The 22,888-nt window shown below is 55.4% G+C and carries 21 protein-coding genes and 3 pseudogenes; 12 read left to right on the top strand and 12 right to left on the bottom strand.

The features are described from left to right. Positions 1-29 precede the first annotated feature (29 nt). Together C2U43_RS27185 and C2U43_RS27180 are read left to right on the top strand one after the other, a co-directional pair. The gene (locus C2U43_RS27185; protein ID WP_008322237.1) at positions 30-1,400 is read left to right on the top strand and encodes a hypothetical protein; all 1,371 of its coding nucleotides are present in this window, start codon (positions 30-32) and stop codon (positions 1,398-1,400) included. Then, positions 1,397-2,317: a carbohydrate kinase family protein gene (locus C2U43_RS27180; RefSeq protein ID WP_008322235.1), complete on the top strand. Its 921-nt coding sequence runs from the start codon at positions 1,397-1,399 to the stop codon at positions 2,315-2,317. The genes C2U43_RS27185 and C2U43_RS27180 overlap by 4 nt, the downstream gene beginning before the upstream one ends. Before the next feature lie 271 nt (positions 2,318-2,588). Here C2U43_RS27180 and C2U43_RS30280 read toward each other — a convergent pair whose 3' ends face one another. The 4 genes from C2U43_RS30280 to C2U43_RS27155 form a co-directional block, all read right to left on the bottom strand. Beyond that, positions 2,589-2,636 (bottom strand): hypothetical protein, encoded by a 48-nt coding sequence (locus tag C2U43_RS30280; RefSeq protein WP_371747062.1) that lies wholly within the window; start codon positions 2,634-2,636, stop codon positions 2,589-2,591. Between the two features lie 226 nt (positions 2,637-2,862). After that, entirely contained in the window at positions 2,863-3,279 is a 417-nt protein-coding gene (locus C2U43_RS27170; protein WP_008322233.1) for a type II toxin-antitoxin system VapC family toxin, read from the bottom strand. Then, positions 3,276-3,506, bottom strand: a complete 231-nt coding sequence (gene vapB, locus C2U43_RS27165; RefSeq protein ID WP_001261276.1) for a type II toxin-antitoxin system VapB family antitoxin — start codon at positions 3,504-3,506, stop codon at positions 3,276-3,278. Before vapB ends, C2U43_RS27170 begins: the two co-directional genes overlap by 4 nt. Positions 3,507-3,758: 252 nt before the next feature. After that, complete coding sequence (locus tag C2U43_RS27155) at positions 3,759-4,781, bottom strand: helicase UvrD (RefSeq protein WP_008322227.1); 1,023 nt, start codon at positions 4,779-4,781, stop codon at positions 3,759-3,761. An 85-nt stretch (positions 4,782-4,866) separates the two neighbouring features. Between C2U43_RS27155 and C2U43_RS27150 the strand changes: the two genes are divergently transcribed. Next, positions 4,867-5,571, top strand: a complete 705-nt coding sequence (locus C2U43_RS27150) for an IS6-like element IS26 family transposase (RefSeq protein ID WP_001067848.1) — start codon at positions 4,867-4,869, stop codon at positions 5,569-5,571. Positions 5,572-5,973: 402 nt separating this feature from the next. Then, entirely contained in the window at positions 5,974-6,330 is a 357-nt protein-coding gene (locus tag C2U43_RS27140; RefSeq protein WP_000215515.1) for a cupin domain-containing protein, read from the top strand. 288 nt (positions 6,331-6,618) lie between these two features. On the opposite strand, the pseudogene C2U43_RS27135 reads toward C2U43_RS27140, so the two are convergent. Then, positions 6,619-9,162: pseudogene (locus C2U43_RS27135) on the bottom strand (Tn3 family transposase); the annotation flags it as partial. Between the two features lie 64 nt (positions 9,163-9,226). On the opposite strand from C2U43_RS27135, the gene C2U43_RS27130 reads away from it, so the two are divergent. From C2U43_RS27130 to C2U43_RS27110, 4 genes are all read left to right on the top strand, one after another. After that, complete coding sequence (locus C2U43_RS27130; RefSeq protein WP_001067855.1) at positions 9,227-9,931, top strand: IS6-like element IS26 family transposase; 705 nt, start codon at positions 9,227-9,229, stop codon at positions 9,929-9,931. Between the two features lie 54 nt (positions 9,932-9,985). Continuing rightward, positions 9,986-10,546: a recombinase family protein gene (locus C2U43_RS27120; RefSeq protein ID WP_003124096.1), complete on the top strand. Its 561-nt coding sequence runs from the start codon at positions 9,986-9,988 to the stop codon at positions 10,544-10,546. Positions 10,547-10,548: 2 nt separating this feature from the next. Continuing rightward, positions 10,549-13,515 carry a Tn3 family transposase gene (locus C2U43_RS27115; protein ID WP_001138070.1) on the top strand — a complete coding sequence of 989 codons (2,967 nt, stop codon included), beginning with the start codon at positions 10,549-10,551 and terminating at the stop codon, positions 13,513-13,515. A gap of 78 nt (positions 13,516-13,593) precedes the next feature. Next, positions 13,594-14,598 carry an IS110-like element IS5075 family transposase gene (locus C2U43_RS27110; RefSeq protein WP_000427619.1) on the top strand — a complete coding sequence of 335 codons (1,005 nt, stop codon included), beginning with the start codon at positions 13,594-13,596 and terminating at the stop codon, positions 14,596-14,598. A gap of 253 nt (positions 14,599-14,851) precedes the next feature. Here C2U43_RS27110 and C2U43_RS29925 read toward each other — a convergent pair. Continuing rightward, positions 14,852-14,956: pseudogene (locus tag C2U43_RS29925) on the bottom strand (Arm DNA-binding domain-containing protein); the annotation flags it as partial. Positions 14,957-15,285: 329 nt separating this feature from the next. Between C2U43_RS29925 and sul2 the strand changes: the two are divergent. After that, positions 15,286-16,101: a sulfonamide-resistant dihydropteroate synthase Sul2 gene (sul2, locus tag C2U43_RS27095; RefSeq protein WP_001043260.1), complete on the top strand. Its 816-nt coding sequence runs from the start codon at positions 15,286-15,288 to the stop codon at positions 16,099-16,101. Positions 16,102-16,187: 86 nt separating this feature from the next. Continuing rightward, a pseudogene (gene glmM, locus C2U43_RS27090) lies at positions 16,188-16,430 on the top strand (phosphoglucosamine mutase); the annotation flags it as partial. A 235-nt stretch (positions 16,431-16,665) separates the two neighbouring features. On the opposite strand, the gene C2U43_RS27080 reads toward glmM, so the two are convergent. The 5 genes from C2U43_RS27080 to C2U43_RS27060 form a co-directional block, all read right to left on the bottom strand. After that, on the bottom strand, positions 16,666-18,159 hold the full coding sequence (locus tag C2U43_RS27080; RefSeq protein WP_001120888.1) for an IS91-like element ISCR2 family transposase: 1,494 nt from the start codon (positions 18,157-18,159) through the stop codon (positions 16,666-16,668). A gap of 210 nt (positions 18,160-18,369) precedes the next feature. Then, complete coding sequence (locus C2U43_RS27075; protein WP_000743213.1) at positions 18,370-18,594, bottom strand: hypothetical protein; 225 nt, start codon at positions 18,592-18,594, stop codon at positions 18,370-18,372. Continuing rightward, positions 18,591-19,328 carry a recombinase family protein gene (locus C2U43_RS27070; protein WP_001446887.1) on the bottom strand — a complete coding sequence of 246 codons (738 nt, stop codon included), beginning with the start codon at positions 19,326-19,328 and terminating at the stop codon, positions 18,591-18,593. Before C2U43_RS27070 ends, C2U43_RS27075 begins: the two co-directional genes overlap by 4 nt. Positions 19,329-19,813: 485 nt before the next feature. Next, a complete protein-coding gene (locus C2U43_RS29500; protein WP_001044210.1) occupies positions 19,814-19,954 on the bottom strand; it encodes a hypothetical protein in 141 nt (46 codons plus the stop codon). A gap of 5 nt (positions 19,955-19,959) precedes the next feature. Beyond that, positions 19,960-20,664 (bottom strand): IS6-like element IS26 family transposase, encoded by a 705-nt coding sequence (locus C2U43_RS27060; RefSeq protein ID WP_001067855.1) that lies wholly within the window; start codon positions 20,662-20,664, stop codon positions 19,960-19,962. A 79-nt stretch (positions 20,665-20,743) separates the two neighbouring features. Here C2U43_RS27060 and C2U43_RS27055 point away from each other — a divergent pair, with 79 nt between their 5' ends. Beyond that, positions 20,744-21,244: a hypothetical protein gene (locus C2U43_RS27055; protein WP_001239317.1), complete on the top strand. Its 501-nt coding sequence runs from the start codon at positions 20,744-20,746 to the stop codon at positions 21,242-21,244. A gap of 149 nt (positions 21,245-21,393) precedes the next feature. Next, positions 21,394-22,035, top strand: coding sequence for a type A-2 chloramphenicol O-acetyltransferase CatII (locus C2U43_RS27050; RefSeq protein ID WP_001011939.1), 642 nt, complete (start codon positions 21,394-21,396; stop codon positions 22,033-22,035). Between the two features lie 143 nt (positions 22,036-22,178). On the opposite strand, the gene C2U43_RS27040 is transcribed toward C2U43_RS27050, so the two are convergent. Further along, positions 22,179-22,883 (bottom strand): IS6-like element IS26 family transposase, encoded by a 705-nt coding sequence (locus tag C2U43_RS27040; protein WP_001067855.1) that lies wholly within the window; start codon positions 22,881-22,883, stop codon positions 22,179-22,181. Positions 22,884-22,888: the final 5 nt, after the last annotated feature.

The raw sequence follows: 22,888 nt of genomic DNA, 5'->3' as shown, positions 1-22,888 counted from the left end.
ATGCTTAAATTTTAATGGAGTATACGCCCATGACATATCACATTACGCTGACGGACCCGATGAACGGTACCCGGGATCGCGAACCGATTACGTTTACTCTCCCCGAGAAACTGCAGGAGCCCCTGTGGTGGGCAATCACCAGCGAGGACCAACGGATCCTTTGCCAGCGCCTCACTCATGAGTCGACGCAAAACAGTACCGCCTTTATCGCAACGGTAAGCTTCAGCGGCACGCTCCGGATGCGGCTTGACCGGCCGCTAACGGCGGCAGAAGTCGGTGACGTCGCCGGTATCCACCGCCTGCCTGGCCGGGAGAAAGACTGTTTTGTCCGCCTCAATACCGGCTGCTTCGATCTGGAAATGTGTCGGGGAACCGCCCAGGGCGTGGGTTCATCCAAGTGGGGACTGCGCCATTTTCGCTGTCTGCAGGACAACGTCGAGCTGCTTCCTTCCGGGAATAACGCCATCGGCGGTTTTTACGGTCCGTTCTTTACCCCGGAAAATGGGCTGATTAACCCGCCGGAACATACCCTCGTAGATATTGAAATTGTTGAGGAAGGCCCAGTCTATCATCACTATCGCATGCACGGCACGATCCCCGATGGATTATTAGCGGAGCTGCGCGGTAAGCACTTCACCATCGACTGGAAGTTCAGCTGGAATACCCCGTGGTTTCAGCGGCGCTACTGGGTTGATGACTTTTCGACGGTCATTAACGGGCGTTCAGTGACCAACAAGATCACCGTCGGCGACGAGTTTGAAAGCGGTCCGGGAAAACTGCTGTTTGACCGCTTCGCGGCCTACGGCGGTACCCGCTATCGCGCAGGCGATCCCTACGCCGAAGAGCTGGTCGCCATGGTGGCTCATACCGTTACCACCTCTGAAAACCAGAGTCCGAAATTTGCCGAATTCCGCGAACAGCTCGCCGATATGGCCTCCGCTCATTGGGATCTTTACTGGCGAATGTTCTGCCGCTGGGAAAACGTGCTGGATGAAACTGAAATCCGCGAAAGGCTTGGCGTAGTGCGCGCCCGGGCGCACGTACGAGCCGACCTGAATGAACGGAAATGGCACCTGACTGATTCTCCCGTCAACGTTTCCGCTGTGCCGGATGAAACCGTGTTCCCGGGACCAGCCAGTAAAACCGTCGAGTACGATTCAGCGAGCGGCCGGGCGATGATCTGGTGGACCTCCCGCCCCTCCGGCGCGTTTCAGATAGTCCAGCGCCGTCAGTCCGGTTGGGTGAACTGGGGCAGCAACGGGGAAAACGAGTGTCCGGAGCTTCCGGTCGGGGTTGATATCAAAACCGCCTGCGGGATATTCGCTGACAACTGGATGCAGGTAGCCGACAATCTGGAAACGCCGCCGCAGGTCGCGGTGAGTCAGGAGGAAAAGCCATGATCCTTTGCTGCGGAGAAGCCCTGATCGATATGCTGCCCTGCCGGAGCCGTGAAAATGCTCCCGCCTTTACGCCCTGCGTCGGCGGCGCGGCGTTCAATACCGCCATTGCCCTGGGGCGCCAGGGGATAGCGGTCGCGCTGTTTTCCGGTTTATCGGACGATTTTATGGGTGACATGCTGCGCCACACGCTTGAGGCCTCTGGCGTGGATTATTCGCCCTCAACCCGCGCACCGCTACCGACCACGCTGGCCTTTGTCAGGCTGGAAGGCGGACAGGCGCGCTATACCTTTTACGATGAGAATAGCGCCGGCAGAATGCTGACTGAAAGCGACCTGCCGACGCTCGGTGATGACGTATCTGCCGTCCTGTTCGGCTGCATCAGCCTGATAGCCGAACCGTGCGGCAGCGTTTATGAAGAGCTGATGGTAAGAGAGGCGCCGCGCCGGGTGATGTTCCTCGATCCCAATATCCGTGAAATCTTCATCCTGGACCGGCAGAAACACCTAGCGCGCATGATGCGGATGATTGCCCTAGCGGATATCGTCAAGCTTTCCGATGAGGACCTCGCGTGGTTTGCCGAACCCGGCGAAGAACACGAGGTCATACGCCGTTGGCTTGCTCTGGGACCAAAACTTATTGTGGTCACCCGCGGGGCTGACGGCGCCGATGCCTGGACCGCTAATTTCCATCTTCATGTTCCAGGAGTTCGCGTAACGGTTGCCGATACCGTCGGCGCCGGGGACACGGTCAATGCCGGTATTCTCGCCAGCCTTTCGCAGGCCGGACTCCTTGAGAAGCCTAAATTAGTCACATTGTCACGAGAGCAGGTGCGCCGCGCGATCAATCTCGGTATGCGTGCCGCCGCGGTGACGGTCTCCAGGCCAGGGGCTAACCCGCCGTGGGACCATGAACTCTGAAGACTGACGACGCTAACCCTTGTAAATCACAGGCGGCCGAATGATGGCCTGAACATTTGCCCGCGCATTCTCCCCCCTTTCAGGGGGAGTCTGGCGGGTGGTCATTGCGTAACTTTATTTGACCTTCGTATTGGCGAGTGACTGCTTAACGGCTCCGAAGAGTCGTTATGACTAGCGGTGTATCAGGTCCAGTCTTCATAGCCATAGTCATGGATCCAGACTATGCCGCCAGGGCATTTTTTCGTCAGAAACCATCCTCTTCCATTTCCTCCTAGTTTTCGGGAAAGTTTTCACGATACAAAGAAATTTGTTCGCCGATGCTGCCTTCCAGATATTTTCCTCGACTTGCTATACGTTTTCGTTACCAGAAGATATTTTTGAAGGGCGAGTTAAGACCGTTAAATTTCAATACAAACAATGAATTAACCTCTTAGCGTGGTTTTTTACATCATTGGACCTCGAACCCCGTTCACTGAAAAGCCAGCCGTAGTTCGGGTGTTCAGCATTCATGTCTGTCGTCTCCGTAACGACATTTTTTTTCGGTTTTATTTTACCCAGTCTTCCAGCATCAGGCCCGGGACCCGCGCAAACTCTCTCACATTGTTCGTCACCAGGACGGCACTGGCCGCGATGGCGTGCCCGGCAATGGCCGTGTCGTTCGGGCCGATCGGCGTCCCGGCGAGGCGCAGCGCCACCCGGATGTCCGTCGTGGCGTCCACCGCGGCGCGGTCCCAGGGCAGGACAGCATCGAGGCGCGCGCAGAACGCGTCGACCAGCTGAATATGGCGCGGCGAGGCCTTCGGGCCGGTGGCGCCGAAGCGCATCTCGGCGTACGTCACGGCCGAGACCACGATGCGATCACCGCGCAGCACCGCCTGCTCCAGGCGCTTCAGCACCGCTGCCGGCTGCTCGCGCATGATGAACGAGCAGATGTTAGTGTCGAGCATCCAGGTTTTCTTCATGGCTCAAAGCGTCCTTCATCGCTGACCACATCCTCACGCTCCGCCATAAAGTCCGGATCGGCCCTGTCCAGCTGCGCGAATGAGCCCCAGGTCGGCCGGACGGGACGCAGAATGATGCTGTCCCCTTCCCGGACGATCTCCAGCTCGCTGACGCCGTCAAAATCCAGGTCCCGGGGCAGACGGATGGCGCGGTTATTGCCGTTTTTAAATATAGAAACTGTGCGCATGGATGTTCCTCCGGCTGATCATGCATGATGTGTGAGTGCATATGTGCAGTATATGCCTGCCGGATTGATTTGTATAGGTGTCACATATGCAGATGCATGGCATATGGATATGCTGTGCATATCCTGTTTTCTCATTTATCCATCGCAGATCCGAAAAATACCAAAACCGGATCCGCACTTTTCCAGCCTGAAGTGACGTCGTTGGCCATACAGCTTTATTTCGGAATTGTGCCCTACTGAGAAGCAGCTAACTCAATTTCGGAATCGGCGCAGATGAGTTTCGGGAACAAAATAAATGTTGCCGCGCGCCCGTGAGCATGCCACGTACAGCCTGTTACGGGACGACGGTGGAAGGGCTGCCAGTTCCTGACGGGTTAGAAGTTTCCAGTGGGAGGATCCCATCACAATGCAGACATCCTTAAAGTGGTCGAGCCCTTTACTGACGCCCCAGTTCATGGAATAGCAGCCGTAACGGTGATGTTCACGATAGAAGAGCTTAATCACCGTATTATCGGCGTGCAGGGTGGCTGTGCGCTCTGCATCTGTGATCGTTTCAATCAGGGTGGCATGTCTCCCATGGGCAGCGATACGGATGTTCAGTTGCCCGGTGATAAACTCGCACACTGAAGCTGAGCAACGCCATGTTCGGTTGAGCGTGTCCCGGTCAACCTTGAAACCTGCTGCGTCGAAGCGGGCCTCATATCGCGTAATGTCATCGTGCAGCGTTGAATTAACGTTGCCGTCATGGCTTGTATCAAAGGTATGTTGATAAAAATCGCCGCAACAGAGCACAGTGATTTCCGCGCGGCAGAGCTCCAGCAGAAAATTAAAGTCATGTCCGGCAAAGTCCTGGACTTCATCGACAAGCAGTTCATCGTAGTAACGGGCAAGCCGGGTACGGATATCCGGCAGCAGCCCGCGGGCTGTCAGCAAGTGTGCGAGCCTCCGGTGATACAGCCGTCCGGCGGGATCCTGATAATGCCGGGCATTCGTGCGCGGTATTCTGGGTGGGGGCTGGTCGAAGCTCAGGCCACGCGATACCAGCTGCTCCTGCAGGTAAGGCCGGAAGCAAAAACCGTGCAGAAACTCAAACCAGGTCATCACCCTGATCCCGTCCGGGATAAAGCCAAAACGTCTGATAATCTGCGCCCGCAGATGCGCTTCATTATTCACGGTGAAGGTCAGGAGCAGCGTCCTCCGGTCCTCACTCAACCGTCGTATCAGCAGCGTGGTCTTGCCCGAGCCGGCAACCGCAAATATCACTCTCTTGTCCATGCCAGTGCCTCCTGAATATAAAGGCACTGTTGCAAATAGTCGGTGGTGATAAACTTATCATCCCCTTTTGCTGATGGAGCTGCACATGAACCCATTCAAAGGCCGGCATTTTCAGCGTGACATCATTCTGTGGGCCGTACGCTGGTACTGCAAATACGGCATCAGTTACCGTGAGCTGCAGGAGATGCTGGCTGAACGCGGAGTGAATGTCGATCACTCCACGATTTACCGCTGGGTTCAGCGTTATGCGCCTGAAATGGAAAAACGGCTGCGCTGGTACTGGCGTAACCCTTCCGATCTTTGCCCGTGGCACATGGATGAAACCTACGTGAAGGTCAATGGCCGCTGGGCGTATCTGTACCGGGCCGTCGACAGCCGGGGCCGCACTGTCGATTTTTATCTCTCCTCCCGTCGTAACAGCAAAGCTGCATACCGGTTTCTGGGTAAAATCCTCAACAACGTGAAGAAGTGGCAGATCCCGCGATTCATCAACACGGATAAAGCGCCCGCCTATGGTCGCGCGCTTGCTCTGCTCAAACGCGAAGGCCGGTGCCCGTCTGACGTTGAACACCGACAGATTAAGTACCGGAACAACGTGATTGAATGCGATCATGGCAAACTGAAACGGATAATCGACGCCACGCTGGGATTTAAATCCATGAAGACGGCTTACGCCACCATCAAAGGTATTGAGGTGATGCGTGCACTACGCAAAGGCCAGGCCTCAGCATTTTATTATGGTGATCCCCTGGGCGAAATGCGCCTGGTAAGCAGAGTTTTTGAAATGTAAGGCCTTTGAATAAGACAAAAGGCTGCCTCATCGCTAACTTTGCAACAGTGCCGGCTTTCGCGCTCGGCGGCGGAGAGGATCGAACGGCGGGGCATGCGGTTTCCTTCTTCTTGAAAACGTAGGTTTGTGACAAGCCCGCCAAGGCAACCGGCGCGGCACGGGAATCAAGGCATTGCGATTCTCGAAAATAGTTCTTGAAATTCTATTCTTGATTGCATATCATCTCAACGAGTTTCGATAAGAAAGGATGCGCATGCGACCGTCTGGTTCGCTGGTGGGCAAGGAAGCAGCAGCCGACACGCTCATCGGCAACTGCACGACCGCACGACCAGCCTCCCGTTCAAATTCGAGTTAGAACTCATATCCAGCCTGTCTGGGGGCACTGTGAAAGAGGGATCTCCGATGACTGTTGAATCGAGAATATTTTCTGTAGCCGAGTATGTTCAGCCGTCCGAAGGCGAGCCTATTCGTTCCGTTGTGCTTGAAACCCGAGACTCAATTATCGTGGTTTGGCATGTCCATCCCGGGCAGGAAATTGCGGCTCACATTCATCCTCACGGCCAAGACACGTGGACTGTTTTGTCGGGAATGGCTGATTACTTTCAGGGCAATGGGATTGTTCGTGCCCTCAGGGAAGGTGAGATAGCCGTGGCAAGACCGGGCCAAGTGCACGGGGCGCGAAATACAGGTACCGAGCCATTTGTGTTAGTCTCGGTTGTGGCATCAGCCAATGCCGGTTTCGTATTGGCTGAGCGATAGAGCCCAATCTCTGGAGTTGGTCCAATGAGCGGTCGGGGAGATAGGTAACAGACATGCAGCGGACACGGCTGCTAAACCAGGTCGCAAACCTCCTTGCGTCGCAGCGTGCCGCAAGCGACGCGATCAATCGAATGGGGTCGGCATGAGACTGAACACCATCCAGTTCCCGACCGCGTAGCCGCCTGTCCTGCCGATCAGGTCTTGACCATCGACGCCTGGGATCAGTCCTGAATGTTCTTGGAGACCACTACGTTAGGGGTTTGAGGTCCAATGGGGCGAAAACCTACGCTAAGAGTCTACATATTCATTAACATGTTGATTTAAAGGCCTTAATTCACCATTCATCACGTTTTCAGACAAGGTGAATGAGTAATGCCCTAACATATTGATATGACCGTGCATCAGCGGTGATAATCTGGATATATCTTCTTCGTTAATTTCAGTAGGCTGGCTATCTGTATTAATATGTCCAAGGGCTTCCTGCATATACAGCGTATTCCATAAAACAACAGTATTTGTTACCAGTCCCAATGATCCAAGTTGATCCTCTTGCCCTTCGCGATAGCGTTTTCTGATTTCACCACGTTGACCATGGCAAATGGCGCGAGCCACACTGTGTCTCCCTTCACCCCGGTTTAGTTGCGTTAGTATTCGGCGACGATAATCTTCATCATCAATATAATTCAGCAGGTATAGCGTTTTATTTATTCGCCCAGCTTCAATGATGGCCTGCGCCAAACTAGACGGGCGCGTGCTCTTCAATAAACTACGGATTAGCTCTGATGCTTGTACAGTTCCCAATTTAAGAGAACCCGCAATCCGCATCATATCGTCCCAGTTAGCCTCAATCAGTGCTAGATTGATGCAACCACGGGCCAATTCATCGAGAGGGCCGTAATTCGCATTTTTATCCACTCGCCAGAAAACGGCATCTCCGGCATCCGCCAGACGTGGGGAAAACTGGTATCCCAACAACCAGAACAGACCGAATATCAAATCACTGGCACCTGCTGTATCAGTCATAATTTCCTGTGGATTTAACCCCGTTTGCTGTTCAAGTAAACCCTCCAGAACAAAGATTGAGTCTCTCAACGTACCTGGGACAACAATGCCGTGAAAACCAGAAAACTGATCGGAGATAAAGTTGTACCAGGTAATTCCACGATCAGAGCCAAAGTATTTTCTATTGGGTCCGGCGTTAATCGTTTTTACTGGCGTAACAAAACGCATACCATCAGCAGATGCGACCTCTCCACCACCCCATCGCTGAGCGAGACTGAGCGTAGCCTGGTAATCAACCAGGCGAGCATTCGCTTTGATAAGGGTTTCTGACCGAAAATAATTTTGTTTCACCCAACTAAGACGATGCCGGGTTAATGATGGAATATTGTGCTTAATTAATGGTTCAAAGCCAATGTTGCAGGCTTCTGCCAGTAATACAGCACAAATGCTGATATGCAGATCTTTCGCTCGCGCATTAGACTCGCTGACATGAGTAAATTCTTCGGCAAATCCTGTATGGGCATTGATTTCCAGTAAGAGCTCAGTCAGATCCACCAAAGGTAAAAGACCTCTGACTTGTCTGTTGAGAGCTATCAGACTTGGTGATTCATCCAGTTTCTCTAGGCTGCTGATAGTCAACGTAGGATGTTTCCCCCCGTATTCGATATGGACTGACGCATTATCATCAAAGCTATCAGCTACCGCTTTCCAGGCAAAATCTAACTGCTGAGCAAGCTTTTCTGTTGCCTGCTGAGCATTGACAGGGTGGCCTAATGCTCGACAGACAGAGACGCGTTGAGCTTGCCATTCTGTCCCTTGTAATAGCTTTGACCGTGGATCTCCCCAACGATCGCTATTCTCAAGATAAATATCCCGCCGCCTTAATGCATCCTGAAACCGCTCAAGTAGACATAGTGAATAGCCAGGCCGTCTTACTCGGCCTTCTTCGTCAAAAACCAAACGCTTCCAGGGGCCGGTAATAATATTTTTTGGAGCATCGTCAAGGATGTGCTTTCTTGAAGCGCCTAGCGACGATAAATAGTTAAAAGCTGCCAGAGTATGTTCTCCCGCCGGGGCGGCCAGAAAAGTTAATTCCCGAAGAACTCTGGGTAGAAAACGGCGAACGCGCCCATATTGTTCAATCATTTCATCTTGGAAATTATTGTCTGCCGGTCGGGCCAACTCATTGACCATTTTTACCGACTCAGCCAGTCTTTCTTTGGAAATGCAGGAAAAAATTGATTTTCGGAGGTGGGAATCATCAGTTACCTCATCCAGCAGGAGTGCACAGGCTTTTGCCAGTATCAACGAAGAGCGGTCCAAATCCTTCAACGTCCTCAACCGCTTCTTTTGCCCTGCTTTTTTAGCCTCTCCCGCAATATTAGTGATTAGCATATCCAAAACATCGATGGCTTCATCCAGCGCAATGACCTCCAATGATTTAACAAAGGCAATAAGTATCGCTGTACGTTTCTTCATGGGGATACGAACTATCTTTTTTACCGAGGTTACATTGGCATAGCGAGCAAGACTTTTTAGCTGAGCCGGTGGAAGGCCTGTAAAATCAAGTTGCTGAAAACCCAGTTGGTGCAATTTGTTATAACGATCAAGTGCATCGTTAAATGCAGGACTACTGACTGTCACAGGACCTTTTTTCAGTTGCTCGAACATGGATACTCTCTGACCTTCACTAAAGCTCAGTAATTCATCCAGTTGTCGTTTCTGTTCATCATTGGGCAATGCCAGTAATCTTTGCCAAAGACGGTTTGCTGCTCGTTCGCGGATTTCGGTGATCACTCTGGAGAGTGTTGTGGTTCCTGGTAATAAAATTGGCACTGTTGCAAATAGTCGGTGGTGATAAACTTATCATCCCCTTTTGCTGATGGAGCTGCACATGAACCCATTCAAAGGCCGGCATTTTCAGCGTGACATCATTCTGTGGGCCGTACGCTGGTACTGCAAATACGGCATCAGTTACCGTGAGCTGCAGGAGATGCTGGCTGAACGCGGAGTGAATGTCGATCACTCCACGATTTACCGCTGGGTTCAGCGTTATGCGCCTGAAATGGAAAAACGGCTGCGCTGGTACTGGCGTAACCCTTCCGATCTTTGCCCGTGGCACATGGATGAAACCTACGTGAAGGTCAATGGCCGCTGGGCGTATCTGTACCGGGCCGTCGACAGCCGGGGCCGCACTGTCGATTTTTATCTCTCCTCCCGTCGTAACAGCAAAGCTGCATACCGGTTTCTGGGTAAAATCCTCAACAACGTGAAGAAGTGGCAGATCCCGCGATTCATCAACACGGATAAAGCGCCCGCCTATGGTCGCGCGCTTGCTCTGCTCAAACGCGAAGGCCGGTGCCCGTCTGACGTTGAACACCGACAGATTAAGTACCGGAACAACGTGATTGAATGCGATCATGGCAAACTGAAACGGATAATCGGCGCCACGCTGGGATTTAAATCCATGAAGACGGCTTACGCCACCATCAAAGGTATTGAGGTGATGCGTGCACTACGCAAAGGCCAGGCCTCAGCATTTTATTATGGTGATCCCCTGGGCGAAATGCGCCTGGTAAGCAGAGTTTTTGAAATGTAAGGCCTTTGAATAAGACAAAAGGCTGCCTCATCGCTAACTTTGCAACAGTGCCCCTTGCACGGTCAGCGCATCGGTTACGTCCGCGTCAGCAGCTTCGACCAGAACCCAGAACGGCAGCTCGAACAGATCCAGGTGGATAAAGTGTTCACCGACAAGGCGTCGGGCAAGGACACACGGCGGCCCGAACTGGAACGGCTGCTCGCCTTCGTGCGCGAAGGCGACACGGTCGTGGTGCACAGCATGGATCGTCTGGCGCGCAACCTCGACGACCTGCGCCGCCTGGTGCAGGGCCTCACCCAGCGCGGCGTACGCATCGAGTTCCTTAAGGAGCATTTGACCTTCACCGGCGAGGACTCGCCGATGGCGAACCTGATGCTGTCGGTAATGGGCGCGTTCGCCGAGTTCGAACGCGCCTTGATCCGCGAGCGGCAGCGCGAGGGCATCGCGCTCGCCAAGCAGCGCGGGGCCTACCGTGGCAGGAAGAAATCCCTGTCGTCTGAGCGTATTGCCGAACTGCGCCAACGTGTCGAGGCTGGCGAGCAAAAGACCAAGCTGGCTCGTGAATTCGGAATCAGTCGCGAAACCCTGTATCAATACTTGAGAACGGATCAGTAAATATGCCACGTCGTTCAATCCTGTCCGCCGCCGAGCGCGAAAGCCTGCTGGCGTTGCCGGACACCAAGGATGAGTTGATCCGTCACTACACGTTCAGCGAAACCGACCTCTCCATCATCCGGCAGCGGCGCGGCCCGGCCAACCGGCTGGGCTTCGCCGTGCAGCTCTGTTACCTGCGCTTTCCTGGTGTCATCCTGGGCGTCGATGAGCCGCCGTTTCCGCCCTTGTTGAAACTGGTCGCCGACCAGCTCAAGGTCAGCGTCGAAAGCTGGGACGAATACGGGCAGCGGGAGCAGACCCGGCGCGAGCACCTGGTCGAACTGCAAACGGTGTTCGGCTTCCAGCCCTTTACCATGGGCCACTACCGGCAGGCCGTCCAGTTGCTGACCGAGATGGCCTTGCAGACCGACAAGGGCATCGTGCTGGCCAGCACCTTGATCGAGCACCTGCGGCAGCAGTCGGTCATTCTGCCTGCCCTCAACGCCGTCGAGCGGGCGAGCGCCGAAGCAATCACCCGCGCCAACCGGCGCATCTACGATGCCTTGGCCGAACCGCTGTCGGACGCGCATCGCCGCCGCCTCGACGATCTGCTCAAGCGTCGGGACAACGGCAAAACGACCTGGCTGGCCTGGCTGCGCCAATCGCCCGTCAAACCGAATTCGCGGCACATGCTGGAACACATCGAACGCCTCAAAGCGTGGCAGGCGCTCGACCTGCCTTCTGGCATCGAGCGGTCGGTGCACCAGAACCGCCTGCTCAAGATCGCCCGTGAGGGTGGCCAGATGACGCCCGCCGACCTGGCCAAGTTCGAGGCGCAGCGACGCTATGCCACCCTGGTGGCGCTTGCCATCGAGGGCATGGCCACCGTCACCGACGAAATCATCGACCTGCACGACCGCATCCTGGGCAAGCTGTTCAACGCCGCCAAGAACAAGCATCAGCAGCAATTCCAGGCGTCCGGCAAGGCGATCAACGCCAAGGTGCGGCTGTTCGGCCGCATCGGCCAGGCGCTGATCGAGGCCAAGCAGGCGGGCCGCGATCCGTTCGCCGCCATCGAGGCCGTCATGTCCTGGGATGCCTTCGCCGAGAGCGTCACCGAAGCGCAGAAGCTTGCGCAGCCCGAGGACTTCGATTTCCTGCACCGCATCGGCGAAAGCTACGCCACGCTGCGCCGCTACGCGCCGGAATTCCTTGCCGTGCTCAAGCTGCGGGCCGCTCCCGCCGCGAAGGACGTGCTCGACGCCATCGAGGTGCTGCGCGGCATGAACAGCGACAACGCCCGCAAGGTGCCCGCCGACGCGCCGACCGAGTTCATCAAGCCGCGCTGGCAGAAGCTGGTCATGACCGACACCGGCATCGACCGGCGCTACTACGAACTGTGCGCGCTGTCGGAGATGAAGAACGCGTTGCGTTCCGGCGACATCTGGGTGCAGGGGTCGCGCCAGTTCAAGGACTTCGAGGACTACCTGGTGCCGCCCGCGAAATTCGCCAGCCTCAAGCAGGCCAGCGAATTGCCGCTGGCCGTGGCCACCGACTGCAACCGGTACCTGAACGACCGGCTGACGCTGCTGGAAACACAGCTTGCCACCGTCAACCGTATGGCGACGGCCAACGAGCTGCCGGACGCCATCATCACCGAGTCAGGCTTGAAGATCACGCCGCTCGACGCGGCGGTACCCGACACCGCCCAAGCGCTGATCGACCAGACGGCAATGATCCTGCCGCACGTCAAGATCACCGAACTGCTGCTGGAGGTGGACGAATGGACGGGCTTCACTCGGCATTTCGCGCATCTGAAATCGGGCGACCCGGCCAAAGACAAGAACCTGTTGCTGACCACGATCCTCGCCGACGCGATCAACCTGGGCCTGACCAAGATGGCGGAGTCTTGCCCCGGCACGACCTACGCCAAGCTGGCTTGGCTGCAAGCCTGGCACATCCGCGACGAAACCTACGGGGCGGCGCTGGCCGATCTGGTCAACGCACAGTTCCGCCATCCCTTCGCCGAGCACTGGGGCGACGGCACCACCTCATCGTCGGACGGCCAGAACTTCCGCACCGGCAGCAAGGCCGAGAGCACCGGCCACATCAACCCGAAATACGGGAGCAGCCCAGGGCGGACGTTCTACACCCACATTTCTGACCAGTACGCGCCATTTCACACCAAGGTCGTGAACGTCGGCGTGCGCGATTCGACCTACGTGCTCGACGGCCTGCTGTACCACGAGTCCGACTTGCGGATCGAGGAGCATTACACCGACACGGCGGGCTTCACCGATCACGTCTTCGCCCTGATGCACCTCCTGGGCTTCCGCTTCGCGCCGCGCATCCGCGACCTGGGCGACACCAAGCTCTACATCCCGAAGGGCGACGCCGCCTATGACGCGCTGAAACCCATGATCGGCGGCACGCTCAACATCAAGCACGTCCGCGCCCATTGGGACGAAATCCTGCGGCTGGCCACCTCGATCAAGCAGGGCACGGTGACGGCCTCCCTGATGCTCCGAAAGCTCGGCAGCTACCCACGCCAGAACGGCCTGGCCGTGGCGCTCCGCGAGCTGGGCCGCATCGAGCGCACGCTGTTCATCCTGGACTGGCTGCAAAGCGTGGAACTGCGCCGCCGCGTGCATGCCGGCCTGAACAAGGGCGAGGCGCGCAATGCGCTGGCCAGGGCAGTGTTTTTCAACCGCCTGGGTGAAATCCGCGACCGCAGTTTCGAGCAGCAGCGCTACCGGGCTAGCGGCCTCAATCTGGTAACGGCTGCCGTCGTGTTGTGGAACACGGTCTATCTGGAACGGGCTGCGCACGCGCTGCGTGGCAACGGCCATGCCGTTGATGACGCGCTGTTGCAGTACCTGTCGCCGCTCGGTTGGGAGCACATCAACCTCACCGGCGATTACCTCTGGCGCAGCAGCGCCAAGATCGGCGCGGGCAAGTTCAGGCCGCTACGACCGCTGCAACCGGCTTAGCGTGCTTTATTTAATGAGATGGTCACTCCCTCCTTCCCAGTACTATGCTGAGGACAGGCTTTCATTCGGAGAACCATCATGGAAAACATTGCGCTTATTGGTATCGATCTGGGTAAGAACTCTTTCCATATTCATTGTCAGGATCATCGTGGGAAGGCCGTTTACCGTAAAAAATTCACCCGACCAAAGCTAATCGAATTTCTGGCGACATGCCCGGCAACAACCATCGCGATGGAAGCCTGTGGCGGTTCTCACTTTATGGCACGCAAGCTGGAAGAGTTAGGGCATTTTCCAAAGCTGATATCACCGCAATTTGTCCGCCCATTCGTTAAAAGCAACAAAAATGACTTCGTTGATGCTGAAGCTATCTGTGAAGCAGCATCACGTCCATCTATGCGTTTCGTGCAGCCCAGAACCGAATCTCAGCAGGCAATGCGAGCTCTGCATCGTGTCCGTGAATCCCTGGTTCAGGATAAGGTGAAAACAACTAATCAGATGCATGCTTTTCTGCTGGAATTTGGTATCAGCGTTCCGCGAGGTGCTGCCGTTATTAGTCGACTGAGTACCCTTCTTGAGGACAGTAGTTTGCCTCTTTATCTCAGCCAGTTACTGCTGAAATTACAACAGCATTATCACTATCTTGTTGAGCAGATTAAAGATCTGGAATCTCAGTTGAAACGAAAGTTGGACGAAGATGAGGTTGGACAGCGCTTGCTGAGTATTCCCTGCGTTGGAACGCTGACTGCCAGTACTATTTCAACTGAGATTGGCGACGGGAAGCAGTACGCCAGCAGCCGTGACTTTGCGGCGGCAACAGGGCTGGTACCCCGACAGTACAGCACGGGAGGTCGGACGACATTGTTAGGGATTAGCAAGCGGGGCAACAAAAAGATCCGAACTTTGTTGGTTCAGTGTGCCAGGGTATTCATACAAAAACTGGAACACCAGTCTGGCAAGTTGGCCGACTGGGTCAGGGAGTTGTTGTGTCGGAAAAGCAACTTTGTCGTCACCTGTGCTCTGGCAAACAAGCTGGCCAGAATAGCCTGGGCACTGACGGCGCGACAGCAAACTTACGAAGCATAAAGGCAGAAATACACCAGTTTAAACAATCATTCATCTGGTTTTGCGAATACTGATATTGATGATACTAACGGCCCACCGGCCTGTTGAGGAACCTGTAAAACGGAAAGGCTCATTGAAGCCGTATATTTTCTGGAGGTTCATCAGGCGCGGAACTCATCGAGGCGCGGGAATAAAATCCCATTCAGACGCCGGATAGATTCAAGCAAGCCAACTTGTCGTCAAAATCGGTGTTGCAAAAACGGGAGTGACCATAGATTCCGTTTTCTGAGGCGACCCCCACATAGAGACCTTCCCGGTCATTCACTTTGTAGAGTTTGTCCCTGGGCTTGAGATTGCGCAGCTTGGTATCGGTCAGCATGTACCTTGTCCTTCTTCGTCTCCGATACCCACTCTATTGTAAACAAGACATTTTTATCTTTTATATTCAATGGCTTATTTTCCTGCTAATTGGTAATACCATGAAAAATACCATGCTCAGAAAAGGCTTAACAATATTTTGAAAAATTGCCTACTGAGCGCTGCCGCACAGCTCCATAGGCCGCTTTCCTGGCTTTGCTTCCAGATGTATGCTATTCTGCTCCTGCAGCTAATGGATCACCGCAAACAGGTTACTCGCCTGGGGATTCCCTTTCGACCCGAGCATCCGTATGAGACTCATGCTCGATTATTATTATTATAGAAGCCCCCATGAATAAATCGCTCATCATTTTCGGCATCGTCAACATAACCTCGGACAGTTTCTCCGATGGAGGCCGGTATCTGGCGCCAGACGCAGCCATTGCGCAGGCGCGTAAGCTGATGGCCGAGGGGGCAGATGTGATCGACCTCGGTCCGGCATCCAGCAATCCCGACGCCGCGCCTGTTTCGTCCGACACAGAAATCGCGCGTATCGCGCCGGTGCTGGACGCGCTCAAGGCAGATGGCATTCCCGTCTCGCTCGACAGTTATCAACCCGCGACGCAAGCCTATGCCTTGTCGCGTGGTGTGGCCTATCTCAATGATATTCGCGGTTTTCCAGACGCTGCGTTCTATCCGCAATTGGCGAAATCATCTGCCAAACTCGTCGTTATGCATTCGGTGCAAGACGGGCAGGCAGATCGGCGCGAGGCACCCGCTGGCGACATCATGGATCACATTGCGGCGTTCTTTGACGCGCGCATCGCGGCGCTGACGGGTGCCGGTATCAAACGCAACCGCCTTGTCCTTGATCCCGGCATGGGGTTTTTTCTGGGGGCTGCTCCCGAAACCTCGCTCTCGGTGCTGGCGCGGTTCGATGAATTGCGGCTGCGCTTCGATTTGCCGGTGCTTCTGTCTGTTTCGCGCAAATCCTTTCTGCGCGCGCTCACAGGCCGTGGTCCGGGGGATGTCGGGGCCGCGACACTCGCTGCAGAGCTTGCCGCCGCCGCAGGTGGAGCTGACTTCATCCGCACACACGAGCCGCGCCCCTTGCGCGACGGGCTGGCGGTATTGGCGGCGCTGAAAGAAACCGCAAGAATTCGTTAACTGCACATTCGGGATATTTCTCTATATTCGCGGTTCAGCAGGCATGTCCCCTTTGAGGGCGACCCGACGACAGGATAATCGACCTTATGGTGCGCAAATATTTCGGCACAGACGGTATTCGTGGCAAAGCCAACGAAGGCGCGATGACGGCGGAAACCGCCTTGCGCGTCGGCATGGCGGCTGGCCGTGTCTTTCGTCGCGGTGACCACCGCCATCGTGTCGTGATCGGCAAGGATACGCGCCTGTCGGGCTATATGCTTGAACCCGCGCTCACAGCCGGTTTCACCTCGATGGGCATGGACGTATTCCTTTTTGGCCCGCTGCCGACAACGTATAGGAAGAATAAACGCCCTTTTCACCCAAGTCCAACAGCTTTGGACCGCAGTTGACTCTTTCGACACCCCTGCGATGCAACCCAATCCGGCTGACGGGGAGCCAGCAACGCTGAAAATTTACCCTCCTCTTTCCCACTAGCGGCTCCTTTTCCGACAACCAGCACGGCGGATCCCTGCCGCGGCGCTGTGAACGCAGCATTTTGATTGGTATCGTTGGCCTTCAGGCTCGTCAGTCAAACAGACCCAGGAGCAGCTCAGCCGGTGGCGCCCGGCTTTCGGGTAACGCCCTGGTCCCGCTGGTTTCGGCTTTGTGCTTCAGGTGATCAAGGATCTGCTTGATCACTATAGGGTCTTCAATGCAGGCGATGACTTTCATGGCGCCGCCGCAGCCGCTGCAGGTCTCGATGTCGATATTGAAAACACGCTTGAGCCGTTGCGCCCATGTCATCGACGCTCGCCGTTGTGCTGGTGTTGCCGGTTCATCAGCCACCCTGACCTTGTTGCCCCTGCCCCGTTTTGCCGGCGTGACCAACGCCCGGTGCCGACTGTTGGGTGCGAACACCCCGTGGAAGCGGGTTAGGTTGACTCTGGGCTTCGGTACCAGGGCGGCCAGCCTTGCAATGAAATCCAATGGTTCGAAAATGACGTGCGTGGTGCCGTCCCGGTACGGCGTCTTGAGCTGGTAGCGCACGTTGCCGCCTCGTGTTAACGACAGCCGCTTCTCGGATACCGCCGGGCGGCTGATGTACCGGCACAGCCGTTCGAGCTTCTTGCGTTCATCGGCCCTGGCCGCCACGCCGGCGTGCAGGCTGGACCCGGCTACCTTGCCAATCCCGTCACCGAACGGATCACCACTGGTCGGCAGAGTTTGCAAAGTGAACACCTTTCGCCCCGCCTGTGAACCGACAGCGATACGGTAAGTGATCGAGTGCCCCAGCAGGGGTGTCATCGGGTCGTCATCCACCGCATCCGAGGCCAGATAGCTGTTTTCGACATCCCGTTCCAGCAGGCCTTGCCGTTCCAGATAGCGACCCACCCGGTGGGCGATGGTGTGCGTCAGCTGGGTGAGCTCTGGGCTGGTCGGCGCCTTGACCCAGCGGAAACGCGCTGAGCCGTGGGATTGCTCGACATACACACCGTCGAGAAACAGCATGTGGAAGTGAACATTCAGATTGAGCGCCGATCCAAAACGCTGGATCAGGGTGACCGCGCCCGTCTTGGCCACTTGGTGGGTATGGCCCGCTTTCTTGACCAGGTGCGTGGCAATGACGCGGTAAACGATGCCCAGCACCCACCCCATGATCTCGGGCCGGCTGGCAAACAGGAAACGCAGCTGAAACGGGAAGCTCAACACCCACTGACGCATGGGTTGTTCAGGCAGTACTTCATCAACCAGCAAGGCGGCACTTTCGGCCATCCGCCGCGCCCCACAGCTCGGGCAGAAACCGCGACGCTTACAGCTGAAAGCGACCAGGTGCTCGGCGTGGCAAGACTCGCAGCGAACCCGTAGAAAGCCATGCTCCAGCCGCCCGCATTGGAGAAATTCTTCAAATTCCCGTTGCACATAGCCCGGCAATTCCTTTCCCTGCTCTGCCATAAGCGCAGCGAATGCCGGGTAATACTCGTCAACGATCTGATAGAGAAGGGTTTGCTCGGGTCGGTGGCTCTGGTAACGACCAGTATCCCGATCCCGGCTGGCCGTCCTGGCCGCCACATGAGGCATGTTCCGCGTCCTTGCAATACTGTGTTTACATACAGTCTATCGCTTAGCGGAAAGTTCTTTTACCCTCAGCCGAAATGCCTGCCGTTGCTAGACATTGCCAGCCAGTGCCCGTCACTCCCACTCGATTGTAAACAAGCACACAAAACCCTTTAGTGACAACAATTTGCAAGAACTATCAGGCTCAGTGCCATGAAAAATACCATGACCAGATCATGAGGTTGAACACGGCTTGCGCCGGCAGCGTTCACGCTCCTGGTCGGCGATCTCGCCCGGCTGCAATGCTAGCTCAGCATCGGTCATGCGCTCCAGCACGTCGCGTAGGCGGATGGTGCAAGGAATGGGCGGCAGCTCGAACTCATAGCCGCCGGCGATCATTTCGGCCGCAATCTCCTCGGTGATGAAAAACGGCTCGTCGTCTTGGTTCGGCTTCTTCATGCCCTTTCCTCCTGGCGCTCATCCTGGCCGACAGCGGCCAGGGCATCGGCTTCCGTCAATGCGTCCTCCACGAACGCGCCGTGCTGCTTCGCTTCGGCCTGGCTGACCTCGGCCCATATCCGTTTCACCTGGGCCGCACTGTACCCGGCCAGCTCGGCGGTCTTGTTGATGCTGTAGCCGGACTTGCGCAGCGCGACAACTTGGGCGCGGCGCTTCGGATCAGCACGGCGGCCCTTGTACCGCCCGGCCTGGCGGGCCAACTCAATGCCTTGGCGCTGGCGTTCGCGCCTGTCCTCGTAGTCGTCGCGGGCCATCTGCAAGGCCAGGCGAAAAAGCATGATCTGCACGGCTTCCAGCACGATCTTGGCGACGCCCTGGGCCTCGGCCGCCAGGTCGGATAGATCGACCACGCCAGGGACGGCCAGGCTTGCGCCTTTGGCCTGTATCGAGGCCACCAGGCGCTCGGCCTCGGGCAAAGGTAGGCGGCTGATGCGGTCGATCTTCTCGGCAATGACCACCTCGCCGGGCTGTAGGTCGCCGATCATGCGCAGCAGCTCAGGCCGGTCGGCGCGTGCGCCGGATGCCTTCTCACGGTAGATGCCGGCGACGTAGTAGCCGGCGGCCTTCGCGGCCGTAGTGATCGCCTCTTGGCGTTCCAAGTCCTGCGCGTCGGTGCTGACGCGCAGATAGACCCGCGCCACCATCGGCGCGGCTACTGGCTTCGTCCTGCGCATACTTGCGGGCTCCTTTGGGCATACGCAAAGTGTCCGGTCATGCTACCCCCGGCCAAAAAGGCCGTCATGCGATTTATCTTGGCCGGGTCGTTATTGGCGGGTCTAAATGGCCGCTCCGTGGATCTCATCGCCAGAAATGGCGATGCGAGATCCAGGGCAGGGCGGCCGCCATCGTCAGACCTGGCGATGGTCGACGCCGGCGCGCATCGTCGGATGTGGCGATGCGAGCTCGAGGTCGGTGGCCACCGCCGGCGACCTGGTGCCATCGTCGGCAATGGCGATGCTGCAGCTCGACGTGCGCGGCCTGGTCGTCTCGGCATCGTCGGATGCGGCGATGCTCGAGCGAGGCGAAAAAAAACCGCCTCGGGGTGTCCGAGGCGGCAAGTCTGCATGCGGTTCAGGGAGGAAGAAACCGCGCCGGCGATCAGGGAGGAAAACCGCGCGGCCTGATGTGCAGCTCGGCCACTTTAGCCGGATTTTTCGACTTATCCGATGCGAGCGGCCCGCCGTGGGCGCTGCTCGATCTGCTGTTGCTTTTTCTCGACGTGCTTCTGCTCCTGGTGCTGCTGCTCGTCGCGCGGCACTGTTGCAAAGTTAGCGATGAGGCAGCCTTTTGTCTTATTCAAAGGCCTTACATTTCAAAAACTCTGCTTACCAGGCGCATTTCGCCCAGGGGATCACCATAATAAAATGCTGAGGCCTGGCCTTTGCGTAGTGCACGCATCACCTCAATACCTTTGATGGTGGCGTAAGCCGTCTTCATGGATTTAAATCCCAGCGTGGCGCCGATTATCCGTTTCAGTTTGCCATGATCGCATTCAATCACGTTGTTCCGGTACTTAATCTGTCGGTGTTCAACGTCAGACGGGCACCGGCCTTCGCGTTTGAGCAGAGCAAGCGCGCGACCATAGGCGGGCGCTTTATCCGTGTTGATGAATCGCGGGATCTGCCACTTCTTCACGTTGTTGAGGATTTTACCCAGAAACCGGTATGCAGCTTTGCTGTTACGACGGGAGGAGAGATAAAAATCGACAGTGCGGCCCCGGCTGTCGACGGCCCGGTACAGATACGCCCAGCGGCCATTGACCTTCACGTAGGTTTCATCCATGTGCCACGGGCAAAGATCGGAAGGGTTACGCCAGTACCAGCGCAGCCGTTTTTCCATTTCAGGCGCATAACGCTGAACCCAGCGGTAAATCGTGGAGTGATCGACATTCACTCCGCGTTCAGCCAGCATCTCCTGCAGCTCACGGTAACTGATGCCGTATTTGCAGTACCAGCGTACGGCCCACAGAATGATGTCACGCTGAAAATGCCGGCCTTTGAATGGGTTCATGTGCAGCTCCATCAGCAAAAGGGGATGATAAGTTTATCACCACCGACTATTTGCAACAGTGCCCTGTTTAGAGTACTATATGCGCCTGCAACAGTGGGCCACCGAAAATATTAAAAAACTGCTTTATCTCGCGGGGGATGACGCGGTGATTAATTACGGGAAAATGCGGCTGGAATTTTTGCAGAAAGCACTGGCGCAGGATACCTCCGGTGACTTCTGCTTTCGTGTGCTGCATCCGGAAGTGTCTGGCCCGCCGGATATGAAAAAGGCTTCCGCCGGGTACCGTGACTTTATTATCGGTAACAGAGCGTTGCTGGATCTGGTGAATTCAGCCGGTGAAGGGGCTCCGGTTGCGCATTATTCCGCTGATGAAATTCAGTCATTATTTTCGGCACAAATACAGGGGTCGGTGGATAAATACGGCGATAGTTTCCTGACGGATGATCCGTATGTGCTGGCGGAAGACAAGCTGCAAACCTGTCAGATGGAAATTGATTTAATGGCGGATGTGCTGAGAGCACCGCCCCGTGAATCCGCAGAACTGATCCGCTATGTATTTGCGGATGAGTGGCCGGAATAAATAAAACCGGGCTTAATACAGATTAAGCCCGTATCGGGTATTATTACTGAATACCAGACAGCTTACGGAGGACGGAATGTTACCCATTGAGACAACCAGACTGCCTTCTGATTATTAATATTTTTCACTATTAATCAGAAGGAATAACCATGAATTTTACCCGGATTGACCTGAATACCTGGAATCGCAGGGAACATTTTGCCCTTTATCGTCAGCAGATTAAATGCGGATTCAGCCTGACCACCAAACTCGATATTACCGCTTTGCGTACTGCACTGGCGAAAACCGGTTATAAGTTTTATCCGCTGATGATTTACCTGATCTCCCGGGCTGTTAATCAGTTTCCGGAGTTCCGGATGGCAATGAAAGATAATGAACTGATTTACTGGGAACAGTCAGACCCGGTCTTTACTGTCTTTCATAAAGAAACCGAAACATTCTCCGCACTGTCCTGCCGTTATTTTCCGGATCTCAGTGAGTTTATGGCGGGTTATAACGCGGTAACAGCAGAATATCAGCATGATACCAGGTTGTTTCCGCAGGGAAATTTACCGGAGAATCACCTGAATATATCATCGTTACCCTGGGTGAGTTTTGACGGATTTAATCTGAATATCACCGGAAATGATGATTATTTTTCCCCGGTTTTTACAATGGCAAAGTTTCAGCAGGAAGGTGACCGCGTACTATTACCTGTTTCTGTACAGGTTCATCATGCAGTCTGTGATGGTTTTCATGCAGCAAGGTTTATCAATACACTTCAGCTGATGTGTGATAACATACTGAAATAAATTAATTAATTCTGTATTTAAGCCACCGTATCCGGCAGGATTGGTGGCTTTTTTTTATATTTTAACCGTAATCTGTAATTTCGTTTCAGAAGGCACTGTTGCAAAGTTAGCGATGAGGCAGCCTTTTGTCTTATTCAAAGGCCTTACATTTCAAAAACTCTGCTTACCAGGCGCATTTCGCCCAGGGGATCACCATAATAAAATGCTGAGGCCTGGCCTTTGCGTAGTGCACGCATCACCTCAATACCTTTGATGGTGGCGTAAGCCGTCTTCATGGATTTAAATCCCAGCGTGGCGCCGATTATCCGTTTCAGTTTGCCATGATCGCATTCAATCACGTTGTTCCGGTACTTAATCTGTCGGTGTTCAACGTCAGACGGGCACCGGCCTTCGCGTTTGAGCAGAGCAAGCGCGCGACCATAGGCGGGCGCTTTATCCGTGTTGATGAATCGCGGGATCTGCCACTTCTTCACGTTGTTGAGGATTTTACCCAGAAACCGGTATGCAGCTTTGCTGTTACGACGGGAGGAGAGATAAAAATCGACAGTGCGGCCCCGGCTGTCGACGGCCCGGTACAGATACGCCCAGCGGCCATTGACCTTCACGTAGGTTTCATCCATGTGCCACGGGCAAAGATCGGAAGGGTTACGCCAGTACCAGCGCAGCCGTTTTTCCATTTCAGGCGCATAACGCTGAACCCAGCGGTAAATCGTGGAGTGATCGACATTCACTCCGCGTTCAGCCAGCATCTCCTGCAGCTCACGGTAACTGATGCCGTATTTGCAGTACCAGCGTACGGCCCACAGAATGATGTCACGCTGAAAATGCCGGCCTTTGAATGGGTTCATGTGCA

This window comes from Citrobacter freundii complex sp. CFNIH9, from assembly GCF_002903305.1.
GTDB classification, from domain to species: Bacteria; Pseudomonadota; Gammaproteobacteria; order Enterobacterales; family Enterobacteriaceae; genus Citrobacter; species Citrobacter portucalensis.
This window is presented reverse-complemented; position numbering and strand designations above follow the sequence as displayed.

Coding starts and splice junctions, on each gene's coding strand:
- C2U43_RS27040 (WP_001067855.1), bottom strand. CDS start 22,883: ATGAACCCATTCAAAGGCCGGCATTTTCAGCGTGACATCATTCTGTGG.
- C2U43_RS27060 (WP_001067855.1), bottom strand. CDS start 20,664: ATGAACCCATTCAAAGGCCGGCATTTTCAGCGTGACATCATTCTGTGG.
- C2U43_RS27150 (WP_001067848.1), top strand. CDS start 4,867: ATGAACCCATTCAAAGGCCGGCATTTTCAGCGTGACATCATTCTGTGG.
- C2U43_RS27185 (WP_008322237.1), top strand. CDS start 30: ATGACATATCACATTACGCTGACGGACCCGATGAACGGTACCCGGGAT.
- C2U43_RS27080 (WP_001120888.1), bottom strand. CDS start 18,159: ATGCCTCATGTGGCGGCCAGGACGGCCAGCCGGGATCGGGATACTGGT.
- C2U43_RS27110 (WP_000427619.1), top strand. CDS start 13,594: ATGGAAAACATTGCGCTTATTGGTATCGATCTGGGTAAGAACTCTTTC.
- C2U43_RS27155 (WP_008322227.1), bottom strand. CDS start 4,781: ATGGACAAGAGAGTGATATTTGCGGTTGCCGGCTCGGGCAAGACCACG.
- sul2 (WP_001043260.1), top strand. CDS start 15,286: ATGAATAAATCGCTCATCATTTTCGGCATCGTCAACATAACCTCGGAC.
- C2U43_RS27170 (WP_008322233.1), bottom strand. CDS start 3,279: ATGAAGAAAACCTGGATGCTCGACACTAACATCTGCTCGTTCATCATG.
- C2U43_RS27075 (WP_000743213.1), bottom strand. CDS start 18,594: ATGAAGAAGCCGAACCAAGACGACGAGCCGTTTTTCATCACCGAGGAG.
- vapB (WP_001261276.1), bottom strand. CDS start 3,506: ATGCGCACAGTTTCTATATTTAAAAACGGCAATAACCGCGCCATCCGT.
- C2U43_RS27180 (WP_008322235.1), top strand. CDS start 1,397: ATGATCCTTTGCTGCGGAGAAGCCCTGATCGATATGCTGCCCTGCCGG.
- C2U43_RS27140 (WP_000215515.1), top strand. CDS start 5,974: ATGACTGTTGAATCGAGAATATTTTCTGTAGCCGAGTATGTTCAGCCG.
- C2U43_RS27070 (WP_001446887.1), bottom strand. CDS start 19,328: ATGCGCAGGACGAAGCCAGTAGCCGCGCCGATGGTGGCGCGGGTCTAT.
- C2U43_RS27050 (WP_001011939.1), top strand. CDS start 21,394: ATGAATTTTACCCGGATTGACCTGAATACCTGGAATCGCAGGGAACAT.
- C2U43_RS27130 (WP_001067855.1), top strand. CDS start 9,227: ATGAACCCATTCAAAGGCCGGCATTTTCAGCGTGACATCATTCTGTGG.
- C2U43_RS27055 (WP_001239317.1), top strand. CDS start 20,744: ATGCGCCTGCAACAGTGGGCCACCGAAAATATTAAAAAACTGCTTTAT.
- C2U43_RS27115 (WP_001138070.1), top strand. CDS start 10,549: ATGCCACGTCGTTCAATCCTGTCCGCCGCCGAGCGCGAAAGCCTGCTG.